Source organism: Sphingobium chungbukense, from assembly GCF_001005725.1.
In the GTDB taxonomy this organism is placed as follows: domain Bacteria; phylum Pseudomonadota; class Alphaproteobacteria; order Sphingomonadales; family Sphingomonadaceae; genus Sphingobium; species Sphingobium chungbukense.
Map to the genome: position 1 here is coordinate 501,274 of NZ_LBIC01000001.1, position 18,727 is coordinate 520,000.

Annotated in this window: 11 protein-coding genes, 1 tRNA gene, 2 rRNA genes and 2 pseudogenes (1 of these 16 cut by a window edge); 10 read left to right on the plus strand and 6 right to left on the minus strand. The window is 63.2% G+C overall.

Translation table 11 applies throughout. The features are described 5' to 3' along the window. Window positions 1-14 precede the first annotated feature (14 nt). Both YP76_RS02495 and YP76_RS02500 read left to right on the plus strand, forming a co-directional pair. Window positions 15-752 (plus strand): thioredoxin domain-containing protein, encoded by a 738-nt coding sequence (locus YP76_RS02495; protein WP_046762015.1) that lies wholly within the window; start codon window positions 15-17, stop codon window positions 750-752. A gap of 120 nt (window positions 753-872) precedes the next feature. Then, on the plus strand, window positions 873-4,316 hold the full coding sequence (locus YP76_RS02500; RefSeq protein ID WP_046762016.1) for a chromosome segregation SMC family protein: 3,444 nt from the start codon (window positions 873-875) through the stop codon (window positions 4,314-4,316). Here YP76_RS02500 and YP76_RS02505 read toward each other — a convergent pair. Continuing rightward, window positions 4,276-5,775, minus strand: a complete 1,500-nt coding sequence (locus tag YP76_RS02505; RefSeq protein ID WP_046762017.1) for a phospholipase D-like domain-containing protein — start codon at window positions 5,773-5,775, stop codon at window positions 4,276-4,278. The genes YP76_RS02500 and YP76_RS02505 overlap by 41 nt on opposite strands. Next, the gene (ubiA, locus tag YP76_RS02510; RefSeq protein WP_046762018.1) at window positions 5,772-6,677 is read right to left on the minus strand and encodes a 4-hydroxybenzoate octaprenyltransferase; all 906 of its coding nucleotides are present in this window, start codon (window positions 6,675-6,677) and stop codon (window positions 5,772-5,774) included. Before ubiA ends, YP76_RS02505 begins: the two co-directional genes overlap by 4 nt. 106 nt (window positions 6,678-6,783) lie before the next feature. On the opposite strand from ubiA, the gene YP76_RS02515 reads away from it, so the two are divergent. Next, window positions 6,784-7,530 carry a 16S rRNA (uracil(1498)-N(3))-methyltransferase gene (locus YP76_RS02515; protein WP_046762019.1) on the plus strand — a complete coding sequence of 249 codons (747 nt, stop codon included), beginning with the start codon at window positions 6,784-6,786 and terminating at the stop codon, window positions 7,528-7,530. Between the two features lie 105 nt (window positions 7,531-7,635). Next, window positions 7,636-9,009: a glutamate--cysteine ligase gene (locus tag YP76_RS02520; RefSeq protein WP_046762020.1), complete on the plus strand. Its 1,374-nt coding sequence runs from the start codon at window positions 7,636-7,638 to the stop codon at window positions 9,007-9,009. Window positions 9,010-9,042: 33 nt separating this feature from the next. Here the strand turns inward: YP76_RS02520 and YP76_RS02525 are convergent, their stop codons facing one another. After that, a complete protein-coding gene (locus tag YP76_RS02525; RefSeq protein WP_046762021.1) occupies window positions 9,043-10,344 on the minus strand; it encodes a methyltransferase family protein in 1,302 nt (433 codons plus the stop codon). Window positions 10,345-10,493: 149 nt separating this feature from the next. On the opposite strand from YP76_RS02525, the gene YP76_RS02530 reads away from it, so the two are divergent. The 6 genes and pseudogenes from YP76_RS02530 to YP76_RS02550 form a co-directional block, all read left to right on the plus strand. After that, the gene (locus YP76_RS02530) at window positions 10,494-10,823 is read left to right on the plus strand and encodes a transposase (protein WP_046762022.1); all 330 of its coding nucleotides are present in this window, start codon (window positions 10,494-10,496) and stop codon (window positions 10,821-10,823) included. Next, entirely contained in the window at window positions 10,820-11,167 is a 348-nt protein-coding gene (gene tnpB, locus YP76_RS02535) for an IS66 family insertion sequence element accessory protein TnpB (RefSeq protein ID WP_046762023.1), read from the plus strand. The genes YP76_RS02530 and tnpB overlap by 4 nt, the downstream gene beginning before the upstream one ends. Window positions 11,168-11,226: 59 nt before the next feature. After that, a pseudogene (tnpC, locus tag YP76_RS02540) lies at window positions 11,227-12,624 on the plus strand (IS66 family transposase); the annotation flags it as partial. A gap of 311 nt (window positions 12,625-12,935) precedes the next feature. Continuing rightward, entirely contained in the window at window positions 12,936-13,121 is a 186-nt protein-coding gene (locus tag YP76_RS27550) for a hypothetical protein (RefSeq protein WP_157035637.1), read from the plus strand. Next, window positions 13,108-15,174 carry a recombinase family protein gene (locus YP76_RS02545; RefSeq protein ID WP_046762024.1) on the plus strand — a complete coding sequence of 689 codons (2,067 nt, stop codon included), beginning with the start codon at window positions 13,108-13,110 and terminating at the stop codon, window positions 15,172-15,174. The genes YP76_RS27550 and YP76_RS02545 overlap by 14 nt, the downstream gene beginning before the upstream one ends. Window positions 15,175-15,199: 25 nt before the next feature. Then, window positions 15,200-15,424 (plus strand): annotated as a pseudogene (locus YP76_RS02550) (transposase domain-containing protein); the annotation flags it as partial. 202 nt (window positions 15,425-15,626) lie between these two features. Here YP76_RS02550 and YP76_RS02555 read toward each other — a convergent pair. The 3 genes from YP76_RS02555 to YP76_RS02565 all read right to left on the minus strand — a co-directional run. Continuing rightward, window positions 15,627-15,703: transfer RNA gene (locus YP76_RS02555), tRNA-Met, on the minus strand. Window positions 15,704-15,768: 65 nt separating this feature from the next. After that, a 5S ribosomal RNA gene (rrf, locus tag YP76_RS02560) occupies window positions 15,769-15,883 on the minus strand. 131 nt (window positions 15,884-16,014) lie between these two features. Next, window positions 16,015-18,727, minus strand: a 23S ribosomal RNA gene (locus YP76_RS02565); it runs 98 nt beyond the window's last position.

The following is an 18,727-nucleotide window of genomic DNA, read 5'->3' on the forward strand; positions in this document are numbered from 1 at the left end:
GGAGCCAAAGACACGTGAAAGCCCTGTCCGGACTTGCCCTTATCGCCCTTTCCCTGACGCTCGCCTCCTGCGGCAAGAGCGACAGCGGCAACAGCCAGCCCACCGGCGAACCGATCGCCGCCGTCGCCGCACCCGCGGGCACGAGCTGGTCCACCACCTTCAACACGACCCCCGAGGGGCAGTTCGTGATGGGCAATCCCAATGCCAAGGTGAAGCTGGTCGAATATGGCAGCTACACCTGCTCGCACTGCCGCGATTTCTCCGCCGAAGCGTCGGAGGAGATCAGGCAGATGGTCGACACCGGCAAGATGAGCTACGAATATCGCAACTATGTGCGCGATCCGATCGACATCTCGACCGCGCTGCTGGCGCGTTGCGGCGGCAAGGATATCTATTATCCGCTGTCGGAACAATTCTTCACCAACCAGAACGCGATGTTCGAAAAGGCGCAGGCCCTGGGCGACGCCCGGTACCAGACGCTGATGAGCGCGCCTCCGGCGCAGCGCTTCGGCCAGTTGGCCGCGGCCGTCGGCCTGATCGACTTCGCCAAGCAGCGCGGCATTTCGGAGGATCAGGCGAAACAGTGCCTGGCCGACACCGCCGCTGCCGAGAAGCTGGCCAAGGGGGTGGAAGCCGCCAATCAGCAGTACAAGATCGAAGGCACGCCGACCTTCATCCTGAACGGCGTGATGGTCGAGAACACCGCCGCCTGGTCGGCGCTGAAACCCAAGCTCAAGCAGGCGGGACTCTAAAGGTCAGGGATCGGGATTGGAGCAAAGGGGGCTGACATCATCGATCCGGCTTCCCGCGGAAGGCGGGGCGGCTTTGCGCTGCCCTGACCGGCCCCTTGCCGACGCACGGGGCTCTCTCCCATGCAGATAAAGCGCCTCAAGCTTTCCGGCTTCAAGAGCTTCGTCGACCAGACGGAGCTGCGCATCGAACCCGGCCTGACCGGCATTGTCGGGCCGAACGGCTGCGGCAAGTCGAACCTGCTGGAGGCGATACGCTGGGTCATGGGCGAATCCAGCGCCAAGTCGATGCGTGGCGGCGGCATGGAGGATGTGATCTTCGCGGGCACATCCACGCGGCCCCAGAGGGATTTCGCCGAAGTCTCGCTGCTGACCATCCAGGAACAGGGCGAACTGTTCAACGCGGTCGAGGTCGGGACCGACGGCGAGCTGGAAGTCACCCGCCGGATCGAGCGCGGCGCGGGCAGCGCCTACAGGGCCAATGGCCGCGACGTGCGGGCCAAGGACGTATCGTTGATCTTCGCGGATGCCGCCACCGGGCCACATAGTCCAGCGCTGGTCAGCCAGGGTCGCATCGCCGCCGTCATCGCCGCCCGCCCGCAGGAACGCCGCGCCATGCTCGAAGAGGCAGCGGGCATTTCCGGCCTTCACGTCCGCCGCAAGGATGCCGAGCAGAAGCTGCGCGCCGCCGAGGCGAACCTGATGCGGCTGGACGAGATCCTGTCGGACATGGACGCGCGCGCCAGCAGCCTGCGCCGCCAGGCCAAGGCGGCGGAACGCTATATCCGCCTGTCCGAGCAGATTCGCATCGCCGAGGCGCGGGTGATCTTCGCGCGCTGGCGCGAGGCCGCCGCCGCTGCCGAGGCCGCGCGCGCAGAGGCCAGGCAGGCCGAAAGCGCCGTGATCGCGGCGCAGGAAGCGCAGCAAGCCGCCGCCGTCCATGCCAACGCCGCCGTCGAGACGCTTGCGCAGAAACGCGCCGCCGCCCAGGCCGCCCGCGACGCCGCCAGCGAGGCGGGACACAGGCTTGCCGTGTTGCGTACCGAGCGCGACGGAGTGGTGCGCCGCCTGCATGATCTGGCGCAGCAGGCCGACCGGCTGGAGGAAGACCGGGAGCGCGAAGGCACGCTCGCCAATGACGCGGCGGAGGCGATTGCCCGCCTGACCGACGAAATCGCCGCGCTGAAAAACCGCATCGCCGAAACCGAAGCCATGCGTCCCGATTTCGCGGGCCGCATCGCCCGTGCCGAGGGTGCAGCCCGGGACGCCGAACTCGACCTTGCCAAGGCCATGGCCAGGCAGGCGGGCGAGCAGGCCGAGTTGCGCGTGGCCGAAGCCGCGCTGGCCGCCGCGCAAAGCCGTCTAGACCGTGCCGCCCGAGAAACCCAACGCCTGGAAGCCGAAGCCGCCGCCTTGCCCGACGCCGCTCCGCTCGAAGCCAGGCGCACCGAAGCGCTGACCGCGCAACAACAGGCGAGCGTCGACCGCGACGCGGCCGAAGCCGCGATCCGCTCCGCCGAAAACATCCGTGCCGAAGCCGCCGAAGCCCGCGCCAACGCCGAAGCCGCGCTGGCCTCCGCCCGCGCCGGGCTGGCCGCGCTGGACAGCGAAGCCGCCGCCCTCAAGCGCGCGGTCGACAGCGGCACCGGCAACCGCAGCCGGGCGCTCGACCAGTTGAAGGCCGCGCCCGGCTATGAACGAGCGCTGGCCGCTGCCCTGGGCGATGATCTGGAAGCGCCGATCGCCGCGGAGGGCAAGCGCCGCTGGGCAGGCGCCTTGCCGCTGGATAACGACCCCGCGCTGCCCATCGGCTGCATCCCACTGTCCGCCCATGTCACCGCTCCGGCCGAACTGGATCGGCGTTTGGCGCAGGTCGCGGTGGCGGACAAGGATGACGGCCAGCCCCTCGCCGTGGGCCAGCGGCTCGTGACAAGGGACGGTCAACTCCGCCGCTGGGACGGTTATGTCGCGCTCGAAGGTGGCGCTGCCGCGGCCGAACGGCTGATCCGTCTCAACCGCCTGGAGGCCATCGCCGCCGCCCGGCCCGCGGCAGAGGCCGAAGTCGAAGGCGCCCGCACCGCACAGGACGCCGCGTCCATATGCGAACGCGACGCCGCGCAGGCCCTCGCCACCGGGCGCACGCAGCTTGCCAATGCCGACCAGCGCCTGCGCACCGCCCTGCGCGCCGCCGATGAGGCCGCGACCGCGCTCGAACGACTGGCCGGCCGGCGCGAGGCGATCGAGGAACGGCTGAACGAAGCGCGTGCCGATCTGAGCGCCGCGCAGGGCGAGCATGACAAGGCGCAGGCCAGCCGTGCCGCCATGCCCGACGGCGAGGAAACCCGCACCCTCGTCGCCACCCTGCAACAGGCGAGCGAAAAGGCCCGGCTGGCCGTCAGTCAGCTACAGGCCGATCAGGCGCTGGCCGACCGCGCCCTGACCAACGACCGCGAACGCATGACCGCCGCCGACGCCGAAGCCAGGGGCTGGCGCGCCCGTGCAGGGGAGGCCGCCAAACGCATCGCCGCCATGGTCGAGCGGGGCGAGGCGATCGCCAGGGAACGCGCCGAAATCGCGGACCAGCCGGACAGCCTGGCCACGACCATCTCCGTTCTCAGCGCACAGGGCGACAGCCTCACCCAGGCCGCCGATGCCGCCCGCCGCGAGGAAAATGAGGCGGAAGCCGCGCTGCGCACCGCCGAACAGCGCGCCGCCCAGGCCGGGGAAAGCCTGGCCGAGTGCCGGGAAGCCCGCGCCACCGCCGTCGCCCGCGCCGAAGCCGCTGATGAAAAGCGCATCGAGACGAACCGACTGTCGGGCGAACGCTTCGAATGCCCGCCACCGGTCCTGCCGGAGAAACTGGGCTTCGCCAGTGCCGACATCCGCATCGCCCAGAACGAACAGGCCGAGCATGACCGCCTTTCCACCGAGCGCGAGCGGATCGGGCCGGTCAATCTGGTCGCCGCGCAGGAGCTGGAGGAACTGGAGACGACCCAGGCCAACAGCCGCGCCGAGAGCGAGGAACTGACGCAGGCGATCAACCGCCTGCGCGGATCGATCGGCAGCCTCAATCGCGAGGGGCGGCAACGGCTGCTCGCGGCGTTCGAGGCGGTGGACGGGCATTTCCGGCGGCTCTTCACCACCCTGTTCAACGGCGGGCAGGCGCATCTGGAACTGATCGACAGCGATGATCCGCTGGAGGCGGGGCTGGAGATCATGGCGCAACCGCCGGGCAAGAAGCTGGCGGCGCTGACCCTGCTGTCGGGGGGCGAGCAGGCGCTGACCGCCGTGGCGCTGATCTTCGGGCTGTTCCTGACCAATCCCGCGCCGATCTGCGTGCTGGACGAAGTCGACGCGCCGCTGGACGACGCCAATGTGGAACGTTTCTGCGATCTGCTCGACGTGATGGTGGGACAGACGGAGACCCGTTACCTGATCGTCAGCCACAATGCGGTGACGATGGCGCGCATGCACCGCCTGTTCGGCGTGACGATGGTGGAGCGCGGGGTCAGCCGCCTCGTCTCGGTCAATCTGGGCGGTGCGGAGGCGTTGCTGGCGGCGGAATAGACTGGCCTCGTTCCATCCATCCCCGCATCCGGCGGAACAGCCCGCGCTCGGTAACCGGTTCGAGCATTTCGCCCGGTCCTTCCGGATCGAGCACCTCATTGTCCGCCAGCCATGCCTGCACATCGTTGAGGTCCGGCGTCGCATAGGGGCGCAGGGTCCGTCCCGCCTTGTCGCGCAACTGCTCGATCGCCGCGATCAGGCCGCGTTCGGCGATGACGGCCGCCACCCGTTCGACCGGCAGGTCGAGATGTTCCGCGATGAGGTCGTCGCGAATGCCCCGGATGACGTTCCCATGCCCCTGATTGGCGGACAGCCCCGCATCGATCGTCACGTCGCATTCGGTGTCGAGCCGCATCGAGCGGTTGTTCATGTTGGATGAGCCGACGCGCAGCACCCGGTCGTCGACGATCAGCACCTTGGCATGGACGTAGATCGGTTCCCCGCGCGCGGTGAAGGGGTGGTAGAGCCGGAAGCGCCCATGCACATCGCGCGCCTTCAATGCCTCGAACAACCGCGCGCGGGCGGTGTCCATGGCCTGCTGCTCCAGCCAGCCGTCGGCCTGCTCGGGATTGACGATGACGATCTCTGGCCCGTCTTCCTCACCCAGCCGCGCCGCGATCGCCTCGGCAATGCGGCGGGAAGCAAAATATTGGCTCTCCGCATAGATATATCGCCGGGCCGAGGCGATCTGGTTCACATAGAGCCGCTCGATCTCTGTGAGCGGTTCCTGGTCCGCCATTTCCGGCGCGGAGCGGGAAATGGCGACCTCGACATTCTCGAACTGCACGGGCAGGGCGTCGGGCCAGCAATTCTCGACACCCTCGACCGGCGCCAATTCCTCTCCACCCGCGCCCTTCCATCGCGCCCGTGCATGGTCGCCCAGCGCCGCCGCGACCGGCCCCTGCAAGGCCGTCGTCGCATCATGCCAGGGGCCATAGGCCGATCCGTCCGGATGCCGCCGCCCCGGATCGTCGTCGCGATGATGCCGGGTGTCCCAGCGGTCCGCCGTCATGTCGATCCCGCCGCAAAAGGCGAAGCAATCGTCGATCACCACGATCTTCTGATGATGCGAGGCCGCGGGAGGGTGATGGCTGTCCAGCTTCACGGTGATGCGCGGATGGGCCATCCACCGGACGGTCGTGAACAGGTTCGACGGCCGGACCATCGACTTCATCGCCCCCACGTCCCAGCGCAGCAGGTAGATTTCCAGTTCGGGCGTGCGTTCCGCCAGCCAGCTTATGAAATCGCCGATGATGACGGGCGCGCCGTCGTCCGCCTCATCCTCGCGGATCAGGCTGATCGCGGCGTCGAAATCCCAGCCCACCAGCATGATCCGGCGCTTCGCCTGCATCATCGCGGCGCGGGCGTGGCGGAAATAGGCGTCCGCGTCGACGATCATGCTGGCCTTGAGGGCGCGTTCGATGCGCCAGCAATCCTCCCCCTTGCGAGGGCCGCTCATGCGCTGCCCACGACCAGGCAGCCAAGGAACATCAGCAGCCCGGCAAAGCGGTTGGAGCGGAATTTGGCGAGCGGATCGGCGCCATCCTCCTTCATCGTCACGACCTGCCAGATCAGGTGCAGCGCCATCGGCAGCAGCGCCAGCAATGCCAGGCCCTGCGGCCGGACCTGCCAGATCGCCGCCGACCACAGGGCGAGGGCCAGCGCGTAGCACAGGGCAACGCCGCCGCGCACATGGCTGCCCATGGAAAGCGCACTGGAACCGATACCGATCAACGCGTCATCCTCCCGATCCTGCAAGGCATAGATGGTGTCATAACCCACGACCCAGAAAATGGAGCCGCCATAGAGCAGCAGCCCGGGAACGGTCAGCGATCCCGCCGTTTCGCTCCACCCGACCAGCGCCGCCCAGGAAAAGACCAGCCCCAGCCAGAGCTGCGGCCAGCCGGTGATCCGCTTCATGAAGGGATAGGCAGCGACCAGCGCCAGCGACGCCAGCGCCACGAGCTGCGCATGGAGGCGCAGTTGCAACAGCACCGCCAGTCCGACCAGACAGAGCGACACCAGCCAGATCCAGGCGGTCCTGAGCGACACGGCGCCGCTGGCCAGCGGCCGCGATGCGGTGCGCGCCACCTGCCGGTCGAGGTCGCGGTCGACGATATCGTTGAACACGCATCCAGCCCCGCGCATGGCGATGCTGCCCAGCAGCAGCCACAGGAGCAGCGGCCAGTGGTCGCGCGTGCCGCCCGCCAGCGCCACCGCCCAGGCCCCCGGCCAGAACAGCAGCCACCAGCCGATGGGCCGGTCGAATCGCGCCAGCAGCGCCAAGGCGCGCGGAACATCCGGCAGGCGCGCGACCAGACCGCGCGCTTCGCTGTCGGGAACTATCGTCTGTTGAACCATGACAGGGTTTTTGGGACTCCGTTCGGGCCGAACTTGTCGAAGCCCTCCACTTCCCTAAAGAGAAGCATGGCCCTTCGGCAAGATCGGGGCGAACGGAAGAGACAAAATGACCGCAACCCCCGCCTGGCCGCCGCAAAGCGCCCCGCGCCTCCATGTCGAAACCTTGCTGGGCGAAGGCGTCGCCGTGCCGGTCGACGGCAATCCGGCCCATTATCTGATCAGCGTCATGCGGGTGAAGCCGGACGATATCGTCCTGCTGTTCGACGGCCGTTCGGGCGAATGGGCGGCCAAGGCACGGGACATCCGGAAGCGCGATCTGGTGCTGGAGGTCGTCAGCCGGACCAAGGCGCCGGAGGAGGTGCCCGATTTCTGGCTGTGCTGCGCGCCGATCAAGAAGGGGCGTATCGACCTGATCGCGGAAAAGGCCTGCGAGCTGGGGGTGGCGAAGCTGCAACCCGTGCTCACCCGCCGGGCGGTGGTGGACAAGCTGAACCTCGACCGGCTGCACGCCCATCTGGTCGAAGCGGCCGAACAATGCGGCCGTACCGCCTTGCCGGAGCTTGGCGGGATGGTGAAGCTGGATGCGCTGCTCCGGGACTGGGCGGACGATCGCTGGCTTTTCTTTGCCGACGAGACCGGCGGCGCGCCGCTGGCCGAGACGCTGAAGGCCCATCCTGGCCCCGCCGCCTTCCTGATCGGTCCCGAAGGCGGCTTCGATCCCGCCGAACGCGAGGCGATCCGCAGGGTGGCGAAGGCGGTTCCGGTTTCGCTTGGTCCCCGCATATTGCGCGCGGAAACCGCCGCCATTGCCGCGACGACCGCCTGGATGACGATCAATGGCGACTGGCGCTGAATATCGTTTTCTTACGCAACCGGATTGAAGCCGTCATCAACGCAGCTTATCTGAGCGCCGAACGTTGCGCCTTTGACGCGACGGGGGGATAGATTAAGGCGGGGCATGAGCACCAGAACAGACTCAGGGGGCGACGATCCCATCATCGAGAGCCGCGACCAGTTGATCGCGGCCTTCGCCAAGGGCGCAAAGCCCAAGGATCGCTGGCGCATCGGCACCGAGCATGAGAAATTCGTCTATAGCCGCAAGGATCATCACGCCCCCAGCTATGACGAGCGGGGCGGCATCCACACGCTGCTGATCGGGCTGACCCGCTATGGCTGGAATCCGGTGTTCGAGGGGGAGAATATCATCGCCCTGTCCGGCACGGACGGCACGATCAGCCTGGAACCGGCGGGGCAGTTGGAACTGTCGGGCGCGCCGCTGGAGAATCTGCACCAGACCTGCGCGGAAACCAGCCGGCACCTGGAGCAGGTGAAATATGTCGGCGACATGCTGGGCCTGGGCTTCCTGGGCCTGGGCATGTGGCCGGACAAGAGCCGCGAAGAGCTGCCCATCATGCCCAAGGGCCGTTACGACATCATGCTGCGCCATATGCCGCGCGTGGGGTCGATGGGGCTCGACATGATGCTGCGCACCTGCACCATCCAGACCAACCTCGACTATGGCAGCGAGGCGGACATGGTGAAGAAGTTCCGCGTGTCGCTCGCCCTGCAACCGCTGGCGACCGCGCTGTTCGCCAATTCGCCCTTCACCGACGGCAAGCCCAACGGCTTCCTCTCCTATCGCAGCCATATCTGGTCGGACACCGACCCCGGCCGCACCGGCATGCTGCCCTTCGTGTTCGAGGACGGCTTCGGTTATGAACGCTATGCCGACTATGCGCTCGATGTGCCGATGTATTTCGTCTATCGCGACGGCCGCTATATCGACGCGGCGGGGCAGAGTTTCCGCGATTTCCTGGACGGGAAGCTCCCTGCCCTGCCCGGCGAGAAGCCGACGGAGAAGGATTGGGAGGATCATCTCTCCACCGCCTTCCCCGAAGTGCGGATGAAGAGCTTCCTGGAGATGCGTGGCGCCGATGGCGGGCCGTGGAACCGCATCTGCGCGTTGCCGGCGCTATGGGTCGGACTGCTCTATGATGACGGCGCGCTGGATGCGGCGTGGGATCTGGTCAAGGACTGGAGCATGGAGGAACGGCAGGTGCTGCGCGATTCCGTGCCCAGGCTGGCGCTTGATGCGCCGATCGCGGGCGGGCGCAAGCTGCGCGATATCGCCGGGGACGTGCTGGACATTGCCCGCAGCGGCCTTTCCGCCCGCGCCCGGCTCAATGCTTCGGGCGACAATGAGACCGGCTATCTTGCGCCGCTCGATGAGATCGTGGCGTCGGGACAGACACATGCCGAACGGCTGCTCGCCCGCTATCATGGCGAGTGGCAGGGCGACCTCGGCAAAATCTACGCCGAAGAGAGCTTTTGATCCTTCATCCTTCTCCCGGCGGGGGAAGGATGCCTACTCCGCGGGCTGAACCCTGCCCTCTGGCTGTGGCTTTCGTCCGATGAGCCAGGCGAAAAAGCGCGGGACCACGGCATGGCGTTCCATCCACGCGCTATAGGCCTGGTAATCCGCATCCGTTCCCAGATGCGCTTCTTCGGTCTTGGCGCGCCAGTAATAGACGGCATTGGTCACGGCCAGCAGCGCCGAATTGCGCACGATATCGGTCAGGCTGCCCGAGACGCTCAGGAACGGCAGCGAAGAAAACCACCAGAAGAGGTTTTTCGACAGATAGGCGGGGTGGCGTGTCCAGCGGTAGGGGCCGTGCGTCAGTATCCCGCGATGGGTGAGGTTGGAGAAGCGCAGGCCGAAAACCACCGTCGCCCAGGCATAGATGGCGGTCAGCAGCACCAGCCACCCGGCGAGGAGCCATTGGAGGAAGCCGTGGCCCTGGGTCCAGACGTCCCATTCCGCTCCGCCCGCATGATAATCGAGCGGCCCGCCATTACCCATCAGCACGAAGGGGGGATAACAGATCAGCGCCGCCACCCAACCGGCCAGCAGCGGATTGGCGGTGCGGATATGGGAGTCGAGCGGCTTCATCGTCAGCAAATAGCCCACGGTCGCCATGCAGACGTCGATCATGAACATGATGGCGATCAGGAACCCGGCCAGGGCGACCGGATTGGCGAGGCTGTCATCGATCCGCCATTCGACCACGCTGGCGAAATTGCCGGGCACGATCGACAGCATGAAGGCGAGGAAGAAGCCCTTCACCGCCCAGGCGCGTGCGTGATGGGCGACTTCCGCCCTGTCGGCTACGCCCGCCGCACCGCCGATCACCCATTGGCCGAAGGCGTAGCTGGCGTCCCGTGGCTCGATCAGCCGCCGGTCGAGCCAGATCACATAGGCTATGGATGCCGCGAGCAGCCAGGGCGCGGCGCTGATGAACAGGTCCATGGAAAAGCGGTAGTTGCCGCTCCAGTACCAGTGGCCGATGCAATAGAAGACGGCGATGGCGAGCCAGGTCGCCCAAAGTCCGGCGATCTTGACGAGGCTGATGTCCAGTACCGAGCGCCAGGGGCGTGGGGGTGCGTTCCAATCGATTCCGGTCGATGCGTTGCGATGGACCTTGTCGACGAGCAGCGACCAGAGGCTCATGGGGAGGCCGCAGGCGATTACGGCGGCAAATCCTGCATGGGGTCCGTTCATGCCGTAGTGGCGTGCGACGAGCGTCCAGATGGCGAGGCCTGCGAGGCCGGCGATCCCGACGCCATGGCTGACGGCGGATTTGGGGCAGGGGTCGGCGGGCTTGCTCATGCCGTTCGTCTAGCGGCGAATGGTAAGCAAGCCGTGAAGGGCGGATTGATGTATCGCTCCGGTGAGGGCCGCCTTGCGGTGATCAGCTGATATTTTGACATGGCACCGGTGCAAGCGCCGGTGTTTGCACCGATACTAAGGACGGTGCGATGAGTCAGATCACGGTAATTTCGGGGCCGGAGCGGCGGCGGGTATGGACTGACCAGCAGAAGCGCGAGTTGGTCGCGGCAGTCTCGGCGCCCGGCGCGAACGTGGCGGAGATTGCCCGCCGAGCTGATCTTCGGCCGAACCAGATCTACAGATGGCGGCGGCAGATGGAGCAGGCAGCGCAGGGCTTTGCAGAGGTGCAGGTGCATCCTGATCCGGCACCGGCCATTGGGACGGCGATCACCGTGGAGTTCGAGCGGGCGATCGTGCGTATTCCTGCTGGCGCCTCGCCCGGGCTGGTGTCGGCAGTGCTGCGGTCGATCAAGCCGTGATCCCAGTCCCCTCCGGCGTTCGGATATGGATCGCGACGGGGCACACGGACATGCGGCGCGGGATGCGCAGCCTGGCCCTGCAAGTGCAGCAGAGTTTCGGACGTGATCCCTTCGCCGGCGATCTCTACATTTTCAGGGGTCGCCGTGGCGACCTCTGCAAGATCATCTGGCACGACGGCGTTGGCATGTCGCTTTATGCCAAGCGATTGGAGCGCGGGAAGTATATCTGGCCCTCCGCGGTGGACGGCGTGATTGCCATTTCCCCCTCGCAGATGGCCTGCATGTTGGAAGCGATCGACTGGCGTAATCCGCAGGCGACATGGCGCCCGGCATTGGCCGGATAAAAGCCCCGGCATGACCTAAGAAGCTAGGGATTCGGTGCTTTTCGGCTATGTCATTGGCCATGGGGACTGAAGCGCAAGCAGAGATCGACAGCCTTCGCGAGCGGCTTGCCGCTGCCGAGGCTGTCGCCGCTGAAGTCGCCCGCATCAAGGCGATCAACGCCGATCTGGAAGCTCGTAACGCCCTTCTCGAGCTGCAGAATGAGAAGATGCGCCGCACCCTTTTCGGTCAGCGATCCGAACGCACGCGCCATCTGCTGGATCAGATGGAACTGGCCTTCGAGGAGTGCGAGACCGCTGCCAGCGAAGATGAGCTTCTGGCCGCCCTGGCAGCGGCGAAGACCAACGTCGCGCCGTTCGAGCGCAAGCGGCCCGCCCGTAAGCCCTTGCCCGAGCATCTGCCGCGCGAGCGCGTCGTCATCGCCGCGCCAGAGGCCTGCCCCTGCTGCGGTTCGGATCGGCTGTGCAAGCTGGGCGAGGATATCACCGAGACACTTGAGGTCGTGCCGCGCCAGTGGAAGGTGATCCAGACTGTTCGGGAGAAGTTCTCCTGCCGGGATTGTGAGAAGATCACGCAACCGCCGGCGCCGTTCCACGTCACGCCCCGCGGGCTCTTTGGCCCCAGCTTCCTGGCGATGCTGCTGTTTGAGAAGTTCGGCGCGCATCAACCGCTTAACCGTCAGCGTGATCGCTATGCCCGGGAAGGCGTGGACCTGAGCCTTTCCACCCTGGCCGATCAGGTCGGCGCCTGCACCGCCGCGCTGATGCCGCTCTATCTGCTGGTCGAGGCGCATGTCCTTGCCGCCGAGCGACTGCATGGCGACGATACGACGGTGCCAGTGCTGGCCAAGACCAAGACCGATACAGGCCGGATCTGGACCTATGTCCGGGATGATCGACCTTTTGGCGGACCCGCGCCGCCTGCGGCCATCTTCCATTATTCCCGCGATCGGCGGGGCGAGCATCCCGTGGGCCATCTGCGCAGTTGGAGAGGCATTCTTCAGGCTGATGCCTATGCCGGCTACAATGCGTTGTTCCATGCCGACCGCCTGCCGGCGCCGCTGACCCGCGCCCTGTGCTGGAGCCACGCGCGCCGTTATTTCTTCGAGCTGGCCGATGTTGCCGCGCAGCTCAAGAAGCGCCGCAAAAAGGCCGTCATCTCGCCGCTGGCAGTGGAGGCGGTCCGCCGCATCGACGTAATCTTCGACATTGAGCGCGCCATCAACGGCAGACCGGCCCAGGAGCGCCACGCCCTTCGACAGGAACTCAGCGCACCGCGGGTTGCCGATCTGGAAGAATGGATGCGCGACAACCGGTCCAAGCTATCGAAGAACAGCGATGTGGCCGAGGCCATGGATTACATGCTCAAGGCATGGCCCGCCTTCACCGCGTTCCTCGATGACGGCCGCATCTGCCTCTCGAACAACGCGGCGGAACGCGCGCTCAGAGGCATAGCCATCACATGTTCATTCTGCCCATGTCGGGCAGATGGTAGAGTTTCATTATCGTTGGCATCCATATTACGGCGGCCGTTTTCGGCATGAAGGCCGCGAAGATCGGGCCAGTGGTGCGATTGTTCGGGTAGAGATTAGGCCGGGCGAGATCATTCAGGTTTCGGAGTGGATGCTGGATCGGGCGTTTTGCGCTGATATGGCGATGGGCGAACCGCGGGTTGCGGTGACTGGCCTCGTGGAGCTTCATAGACTGCTTACCGATCGCGGTTTCAGGCAGACTTCGTCGGATGGACTCACGGCCATCCAGGAGGCGCCCCATGAAGGCATTACCACCACCCTCGACGTTACCGATGCTGACCCGTCAGCTGAGCATGCCGCTCGATATGCCGCAAATTCGGGGCCTGAGCGACGCGGAACGAAGCACGGTCGTCGCCAGGTTGGCGACCCTCCTGATGGCCGCGGCCGGCGTCGTGGAGAAGGAGACGAGCGATGACGGGCAATAATCTCATTCCGGCCACGGTGCTGAATCGCAAAGCTGTCGTCTACGTTCGGCAGTCCACCCCGGGCCAGGTCCAGAACAACCTGGAGAGCCAGCGGCGCCAATATGAACTTGTCGATGTCGCGCGCCGCTGGGGATTCCGTGATGTCGAAGTGATCGACGATGACCTCGGCCGTTCCGCCAGTGGCGCTGTCGACCGCCCTGGTTTCGAACGACTGGTGAGCGGCCTGTGCACAGGTATGGTCGGCGCAGTGCTCTGCTTCGACGCATCGCGCCTTTCCCGTAATGGCCGAGGCTGGCATCACCTCCTGGAACTGTGCGGCTTGGTGGAAGCGCGCGTGATCGATCTCGACGGCGTGTACGATCCTTGTCGACCGAACGATCGCTTGTTGTTGGGCATGAAGGGCAGCATCAGCGAGTTTGAGCTCGGCATTTTGCGAACGCGCATGCTCGACGCGGCGCGCGCCAAAGCACGACGGGGGGAACTGCGCCTCAGTGTTCCGATCGGCTATATCTGGCACCGTGATTATGGCCTGGGGCTTGATCCTGATCTCCGGGTGCAGGAGGCGATCCGTCTTATCTTTTCGCGCTTCCGCGAGCTTGGTAGCGCCCGCCAGGTGCTGATTTCGCTCACCGCGGACAATTTCCATTTCCCCCGTCCTTCTGACGGGCGCAAAACGGTGTCCTTCGATTGGGTGCCGCTTCGCTATCGAAGCGTTATTTCGATCCTGAAGAACCCGTTCTACGCTGGGGCCTATGCCTATGGTAAAAGCGAGAAGCGAACAGAGATTGTCGATGGCAGGGCTCGCAAAAGCTACGGCCATGGCAAGCCTTTTGGAACGTGGGAAGTGCTGCTCCAGGATCATCATGAAGGCTACATTGCTTGGAGCGAGTTTGAGAGGAACCAGAGCCTTATTGCCGTCAATACCTTTGCACAGAAGGGCGGCATCAAGTCGGGTCGTGGCGGCCAGGCATTGCTCGCTGGTCTGCTCACCTGTGGCCAATGTGGCAGGCGGTTGTCTGTTAGCTATAGGGGGCGGCCAAGCCATCCCTATTATCAATGCAAACGTATCAACCAAATGCTGGCCAAACCCCGATGCATGACTTTTGGCGCGTCTCGGATCGATCCTGCTATCGGCAAAGAGATATTGAGCGCCGTAACGCCAATGGCAATCGAGGCCGCAATGGAAGCTGACCGGGTGCATCGGGATAATCTGGAAGAGCGACACCGCATGGTGGAGCTGGACTTGCAGCAAGCACGATACGAGGCATCTCTCGCTGAACGCCGCTATGCCGCTTGCGACCCTGACAACCGCCTGATCGCTGCCCAACTTGAGAAGAGTTGGGAAGCAGCGCTCAGGCGCGTGGAAACCTGTGAAGCTGCTTTGACCCAGGCACGACAAATCGACCTTGGCATCCCAATCCCCGATTTTGCTGGCATTGCCACTGACTTGGAGGCTGCTTGGCGCGCACCAAACGTCGATATGCGTTGTCGCCAGCAACTCCTGCGCACCCTCGTGACTGATATAGTCGCCGATGTCGACGAAGAGCAACGTGCAGTCATTTTGACGATCCACTGGAAAGGTGGTCAACACTCTCAACTGCATATTCGCAAACCGAACCCTGGCGAACATGGCCAGAGTACGCCGGAGGCCGCCCTTGCCGTCATGCGGTCCATGGCTACCCGATGGTCCGACGCCGACATTGCCGCCACTCTCAACCGGATGGGGATGCAGACCGGACAAGGAAAAACGTGGACCGCGCGCCGTGTCGGGGCACTGCGCACGGTCCATAAAATCCACGGATACCGATCTGCCGAAAAAAATGGAGAGTGGCTCACACTGACCGAAGCCGCGAAAAAGCTTGGTGTTACTCCCCATCGTGTCCGTCGACTGATCAAGGAGGGCGTGCTCCCTACCGAGCAGGTTGTCCCCGATGCGCCGCACCAGATCCGAGCCACAGACCTGGAAAAGGACGAGGTGACCCAGTTTCCGCGTTACAGAGGCCCGTGTCGCATCAAAATGGAAAACCAAAAGTCCCTGTTTCCGGACGTTTGAAGAGGAGGTGCATAATGAAACGGTCGTGGCCCTGGGCAGAAAATCATGGCTCTTCGCTGGTTCAGACCGCGGCGGTCAGCGCACGGCCTTCATGCTGAGCCTCATCGGTACGGCAAAGCTCAACGACATCGATCCGCAGGCATGGCTAGCCGACGTCCTCGCGCGCATCGCCGACATCCCCCAGAACCGTCTCCATGAACTGCTCCCCTGGAACTGGCGCACCGCAGAGGATCAACGCGAAGCCGCCTGATCCGCGGCCTTCACCGAATGCCTACGGATTGATGAGGGTTATGTTGGTTGCGGGGGCATGATTTGCGTCCGCGACCTTCAGGTTGTGCGCCTGACGGGACGGCAGCCCAAGAGTCGGTCCTGGGGAACGACGACAGCCCGATGATCCGGGGATCATCGGGCCAAGTCATCTGACTTCTGGGGGATGCGGAAGAGCGACCTCTTGGTTGCGGGAGTAGGATTTGAACCTACGACCTTCAGGTTATGAGCCTGACGAGCTACCGGGCTGCTCCATCCCGCGCCAGAGGCGCGACCGGAGGTCGCTGAACATTGTGAATGGGTTTTTATCAAAGCGCGAGCTGTAATGCCTGGCGACGCCCTACTCTTCCGGGGCTTGAGCCACAGTACCATCGGCGCAGACTGGTTTCACGGCCGAGTTCGGGATGGGATCGGGTGGGTCACAGACGCTATGGTCACCAAGCAATAGAGCTTGCGCTTTGGGTTTTAATCGGTGCCGTGCATTTTACGGTAGATATATCTGGCATGAGGTTGATCACCACATTCAATGGCTGACGCTGGTTTGTGTCCAGTGTTGTCATTGATGGTGGGACTCTCAGGCGCGATCAGAGCAATTAGGACCGGTTAGCTCCATATGTTACCACACTTCTACATCCGGCCTATCAAGGTCGTGGTCTACGACCGCTCGAAGAAATCTTATCTTGAGGGAGGCTTCCCGCTTAGATGCTTTCAGCGGTTATCCCGTCCATACATAGCTACCCTGCTGCGCCGTTGGCACGACGACAGGTACACCAGAGGTATGTTCAACCCGGTCCTCTCGTACTAGGGTCAACTCCTCTCAAATTTCGACGCCCACGGCAGATAGGGACCAAACTGTCTCGCGACGTTCTGAACCCAGCTCACGTACCACTTTAATTGGCGAACAGCCAAACCCTTGGGACCTGCTCCAGCCCCAGGATGTGATGAGCCGACATCGAGGTGCCAAACGATTCCGTCGATATGAGCTCTTGGGAATCATCAGCCTGTTATCCCCGGCGTACCTTTTATCCGTTGAGCGATGGCCCTTCCACGAGGGACCACCGGATCACTATGACCGACTTTCGTCTCTGCTCGACTTGTCAGTCTCGCAGTCAGGCGGGCTTATGCCATTGCACTCTAACAGACGGTTTCCAACCGTCCTGAGCCCACCATCGCGCGCCTCCGTTACTCTTTAGGAGGCGACCGCCCCAGTCAAACTACCCGCCACAGAGGGTCCCTGCACCGGATAACGGTGCGAGGTTAGACATCAGAAAACAACAGGGTGGTATTTCACCTATGGCTCCACGACAACTGGCGTCATCGCTTCAAAGCCTCCCACCTATGCTACACAGTTCTTTCCTAATGCCACTCTGAAGCTGCAGTAAAGGTGCACGGGGTCTTTCCGTCTAACCGCGGGTACTCCGCATCTTCACGGAGAATTCAATTTCGCTGAGCATATCCTGGAGACAGTGGGGAAGTCGTTACGCCATTCGTGCAGGTCGGAACTTACCCGACAAGGAATTTCGCTACCTTAGGACCGTTATAGTTACGGCCGCCGTTTACCTGGGCTTCAATTCAGAGCTTGCACTCCTCCTCTTAACCTTCAGGCACCGGGCAGGCGTCAGGCCCTATACGTCGTCTTGAAGCCGACTTAGCAGAGCCCTGTGTTTTTGCTAAACAGTCGCTACCCCCTGGCCTGTGCCCCCCACAAAAAGTTGCCTTAATGTGGGGCCTCCTTCTTCCGAAGGTACGGAGGCAATTTGCCGAGTTCCTTCAGGATACTTCTCTCAAACGCCTTGGTATACTCTACCATTCCACCTGTGTCGGTTTAGGGTACGGTCTATACGGAGGGGCTATTTCCTGGGACAACTTCACTGCCCGGACCAATCCAATAAGGCCGAACAATTTACGCCATCCGTCACACACCTCCAGGCCCACGAATATTAACGTGGTTCCCATCGACTACCCCCTTCGGGCTCGTCTTAGGGGCCGGCTTACCCTGCTCAGATTAGCTTTAAGCAGGAACCCTTGGAATTTCGGCGACAGTGCATCTCACACTGTTAATCGCTACTCATGTCTGCATTCGCACTTCCGATACCTCCACGACCCATTACCAGATCGCTTCAACGGCCTACGGAACGCTCCGCTACCGCGTGATCGTAAACGATCACACCCTAAGCTTCGGTGCACGTCTTGAGCCCCGTTACATCTTCGCCGCAGGATCTCTTATTTAGACCAGTGAGCTGTTACGCTTTCTTTAAAGGATGGCTGCTTCTAAGCCAACCTCCTGGTTGTTTTGGAAATCCCACATGCTTTCCCACTTAGACGTGACTTGGGGACCTTAGCTGTAGGTTAGGGCTGTTTCCCTTTTGACGACGGACCTTAGCACCCGCCGTCTGTCTGCCGGACTAGACTCGTTGGTATTCGGAGTTTGGTTAGTATTGGTAGATCTCGCGACCCCCGCAACCATCCAGTGCTCTACCCCCAACGGCAATCATCCGACGCTCTACCTCAATAGATTTCGCGGAGAACCAGCTATTTCCCGGCTTGATTGGCCTTTCACCCCTAAACACAACTCATCCGATAATTTTTCAACATTAAACGGTTCGGTCCTCCAGTGCGTGTTACCGCACCTTCAACCTGGTCATGCCTAGATCGCCGGGTTTCGGGTCTAATGCATCATACTCAGTCGCCCTATTCAGACTCGCTTTCGCTGCGCCTACACCTAACGGCTTAAGCTTGCATGATACACTAAGTCACAGACCCATTATGCAAGAGGTACGCGGTCAGGTCTCAAGGACCCTCCCACTGCTTGTAGGCATCCGGTTTCAGGTACTGTTTCACTCCCCTCATCGGGGTGCTTTTCACCTTTCCCTCACGGTACTGGTTCGCTATCGGTCATGTACGAGTATTTAGGCTTGGAGGGTGGTCCCCCCATGTTCAGACAGAGTTTCACGTGCTCCGCCCTACTCAAGTCCTGATGCTTCATTTTCGCATACGGGGCTGTCACCCGCTATGGCCGAACTTTCCAGATCGTTCTGCTAATTAAGCACCAGGCACTGGCCTGGTCCGCGTTCGCTCGCCACTACTAACGGAATCTCGGTTGATGTCTTTTCCTCCGGGTACTGAGATGTTTCAGTTCTCCGGGTTCGCTTCACCAAAGCCTATTTTATTCAGCTTAGTGATACCTCTCCCATTTAACTACGCGGCTGCCAGCTCCCGAAAGAACCGCCAACAACGGAATTAAATGGTGAAGGTGGGTTGTCCCATTCGGAAATCGCGGGATCAA

Bases quoted from the DNA above. Each gene is read 5' to 3' on its own strand.
- YP76_RS02525 (WP_046762021.1), bottom strand. From the start codon at position 10,344: ATGAGCAAGCCCGCCGACCCCTGCCCCAAATCCGCCGTCAGCCATGGC.
- YP76_RS02500 (WP_046762016.1), top strand. From the start codon at position 873: ATGCAGATAAAGCGCCTCAAGCTTTCCGGCTTCAAGAGCTTCGTCGAC.
- YP76_RS02520 (WP_046762020.1), top strand. From the start codon at position 7,636: ATGAGCACCAGAACAGACTCAGGGGGCGACGATCCCATCATCGAGAGC.
- YP76_RS02530 (WP_046762022.1), top strand. From the start codon at position 10,494: ATGAGTCAGATCACGGTAATTTCGGGGCCGGAGCGGCGGCGGGTATGG.
- YP76_RS02505 (WP_046762017.1), bottom strand. From the start codon at position 5,775: ATGAGCGGCCCTCGCAAGGGGGAGGATTGCTGGCGCATCGAACGCGCC.
- YP76_RS02515 (WP_046762019.1), top strand. From the start codon at position 6,784: ATGACCGCAACCCCCGCCTGGCCGCCGCAAAGCGCCCCGCGCCTCCAT.
- ubiA (WP_046762018.1), bottom strand. From the start codon at position 6,677: ATGGTTCAACAGACGATAGTTCCCGACAGCGAAGCGCGCGGTCTGGTC.
- YP76_RS27550 (WP_157035637.1), top strand. From the start codon at position 12,936: ATGAAGGCATTACCACCACCCTCGACGTTACCGATGCTGACCCGTCAG.
- YP76_RS02545 (WP_046762024.1), top strand. From the start codon at position 13,108: ATGACGGGCAATAATCTCATTCCGGCCACGGTGCTGAATCGCAAAGCT.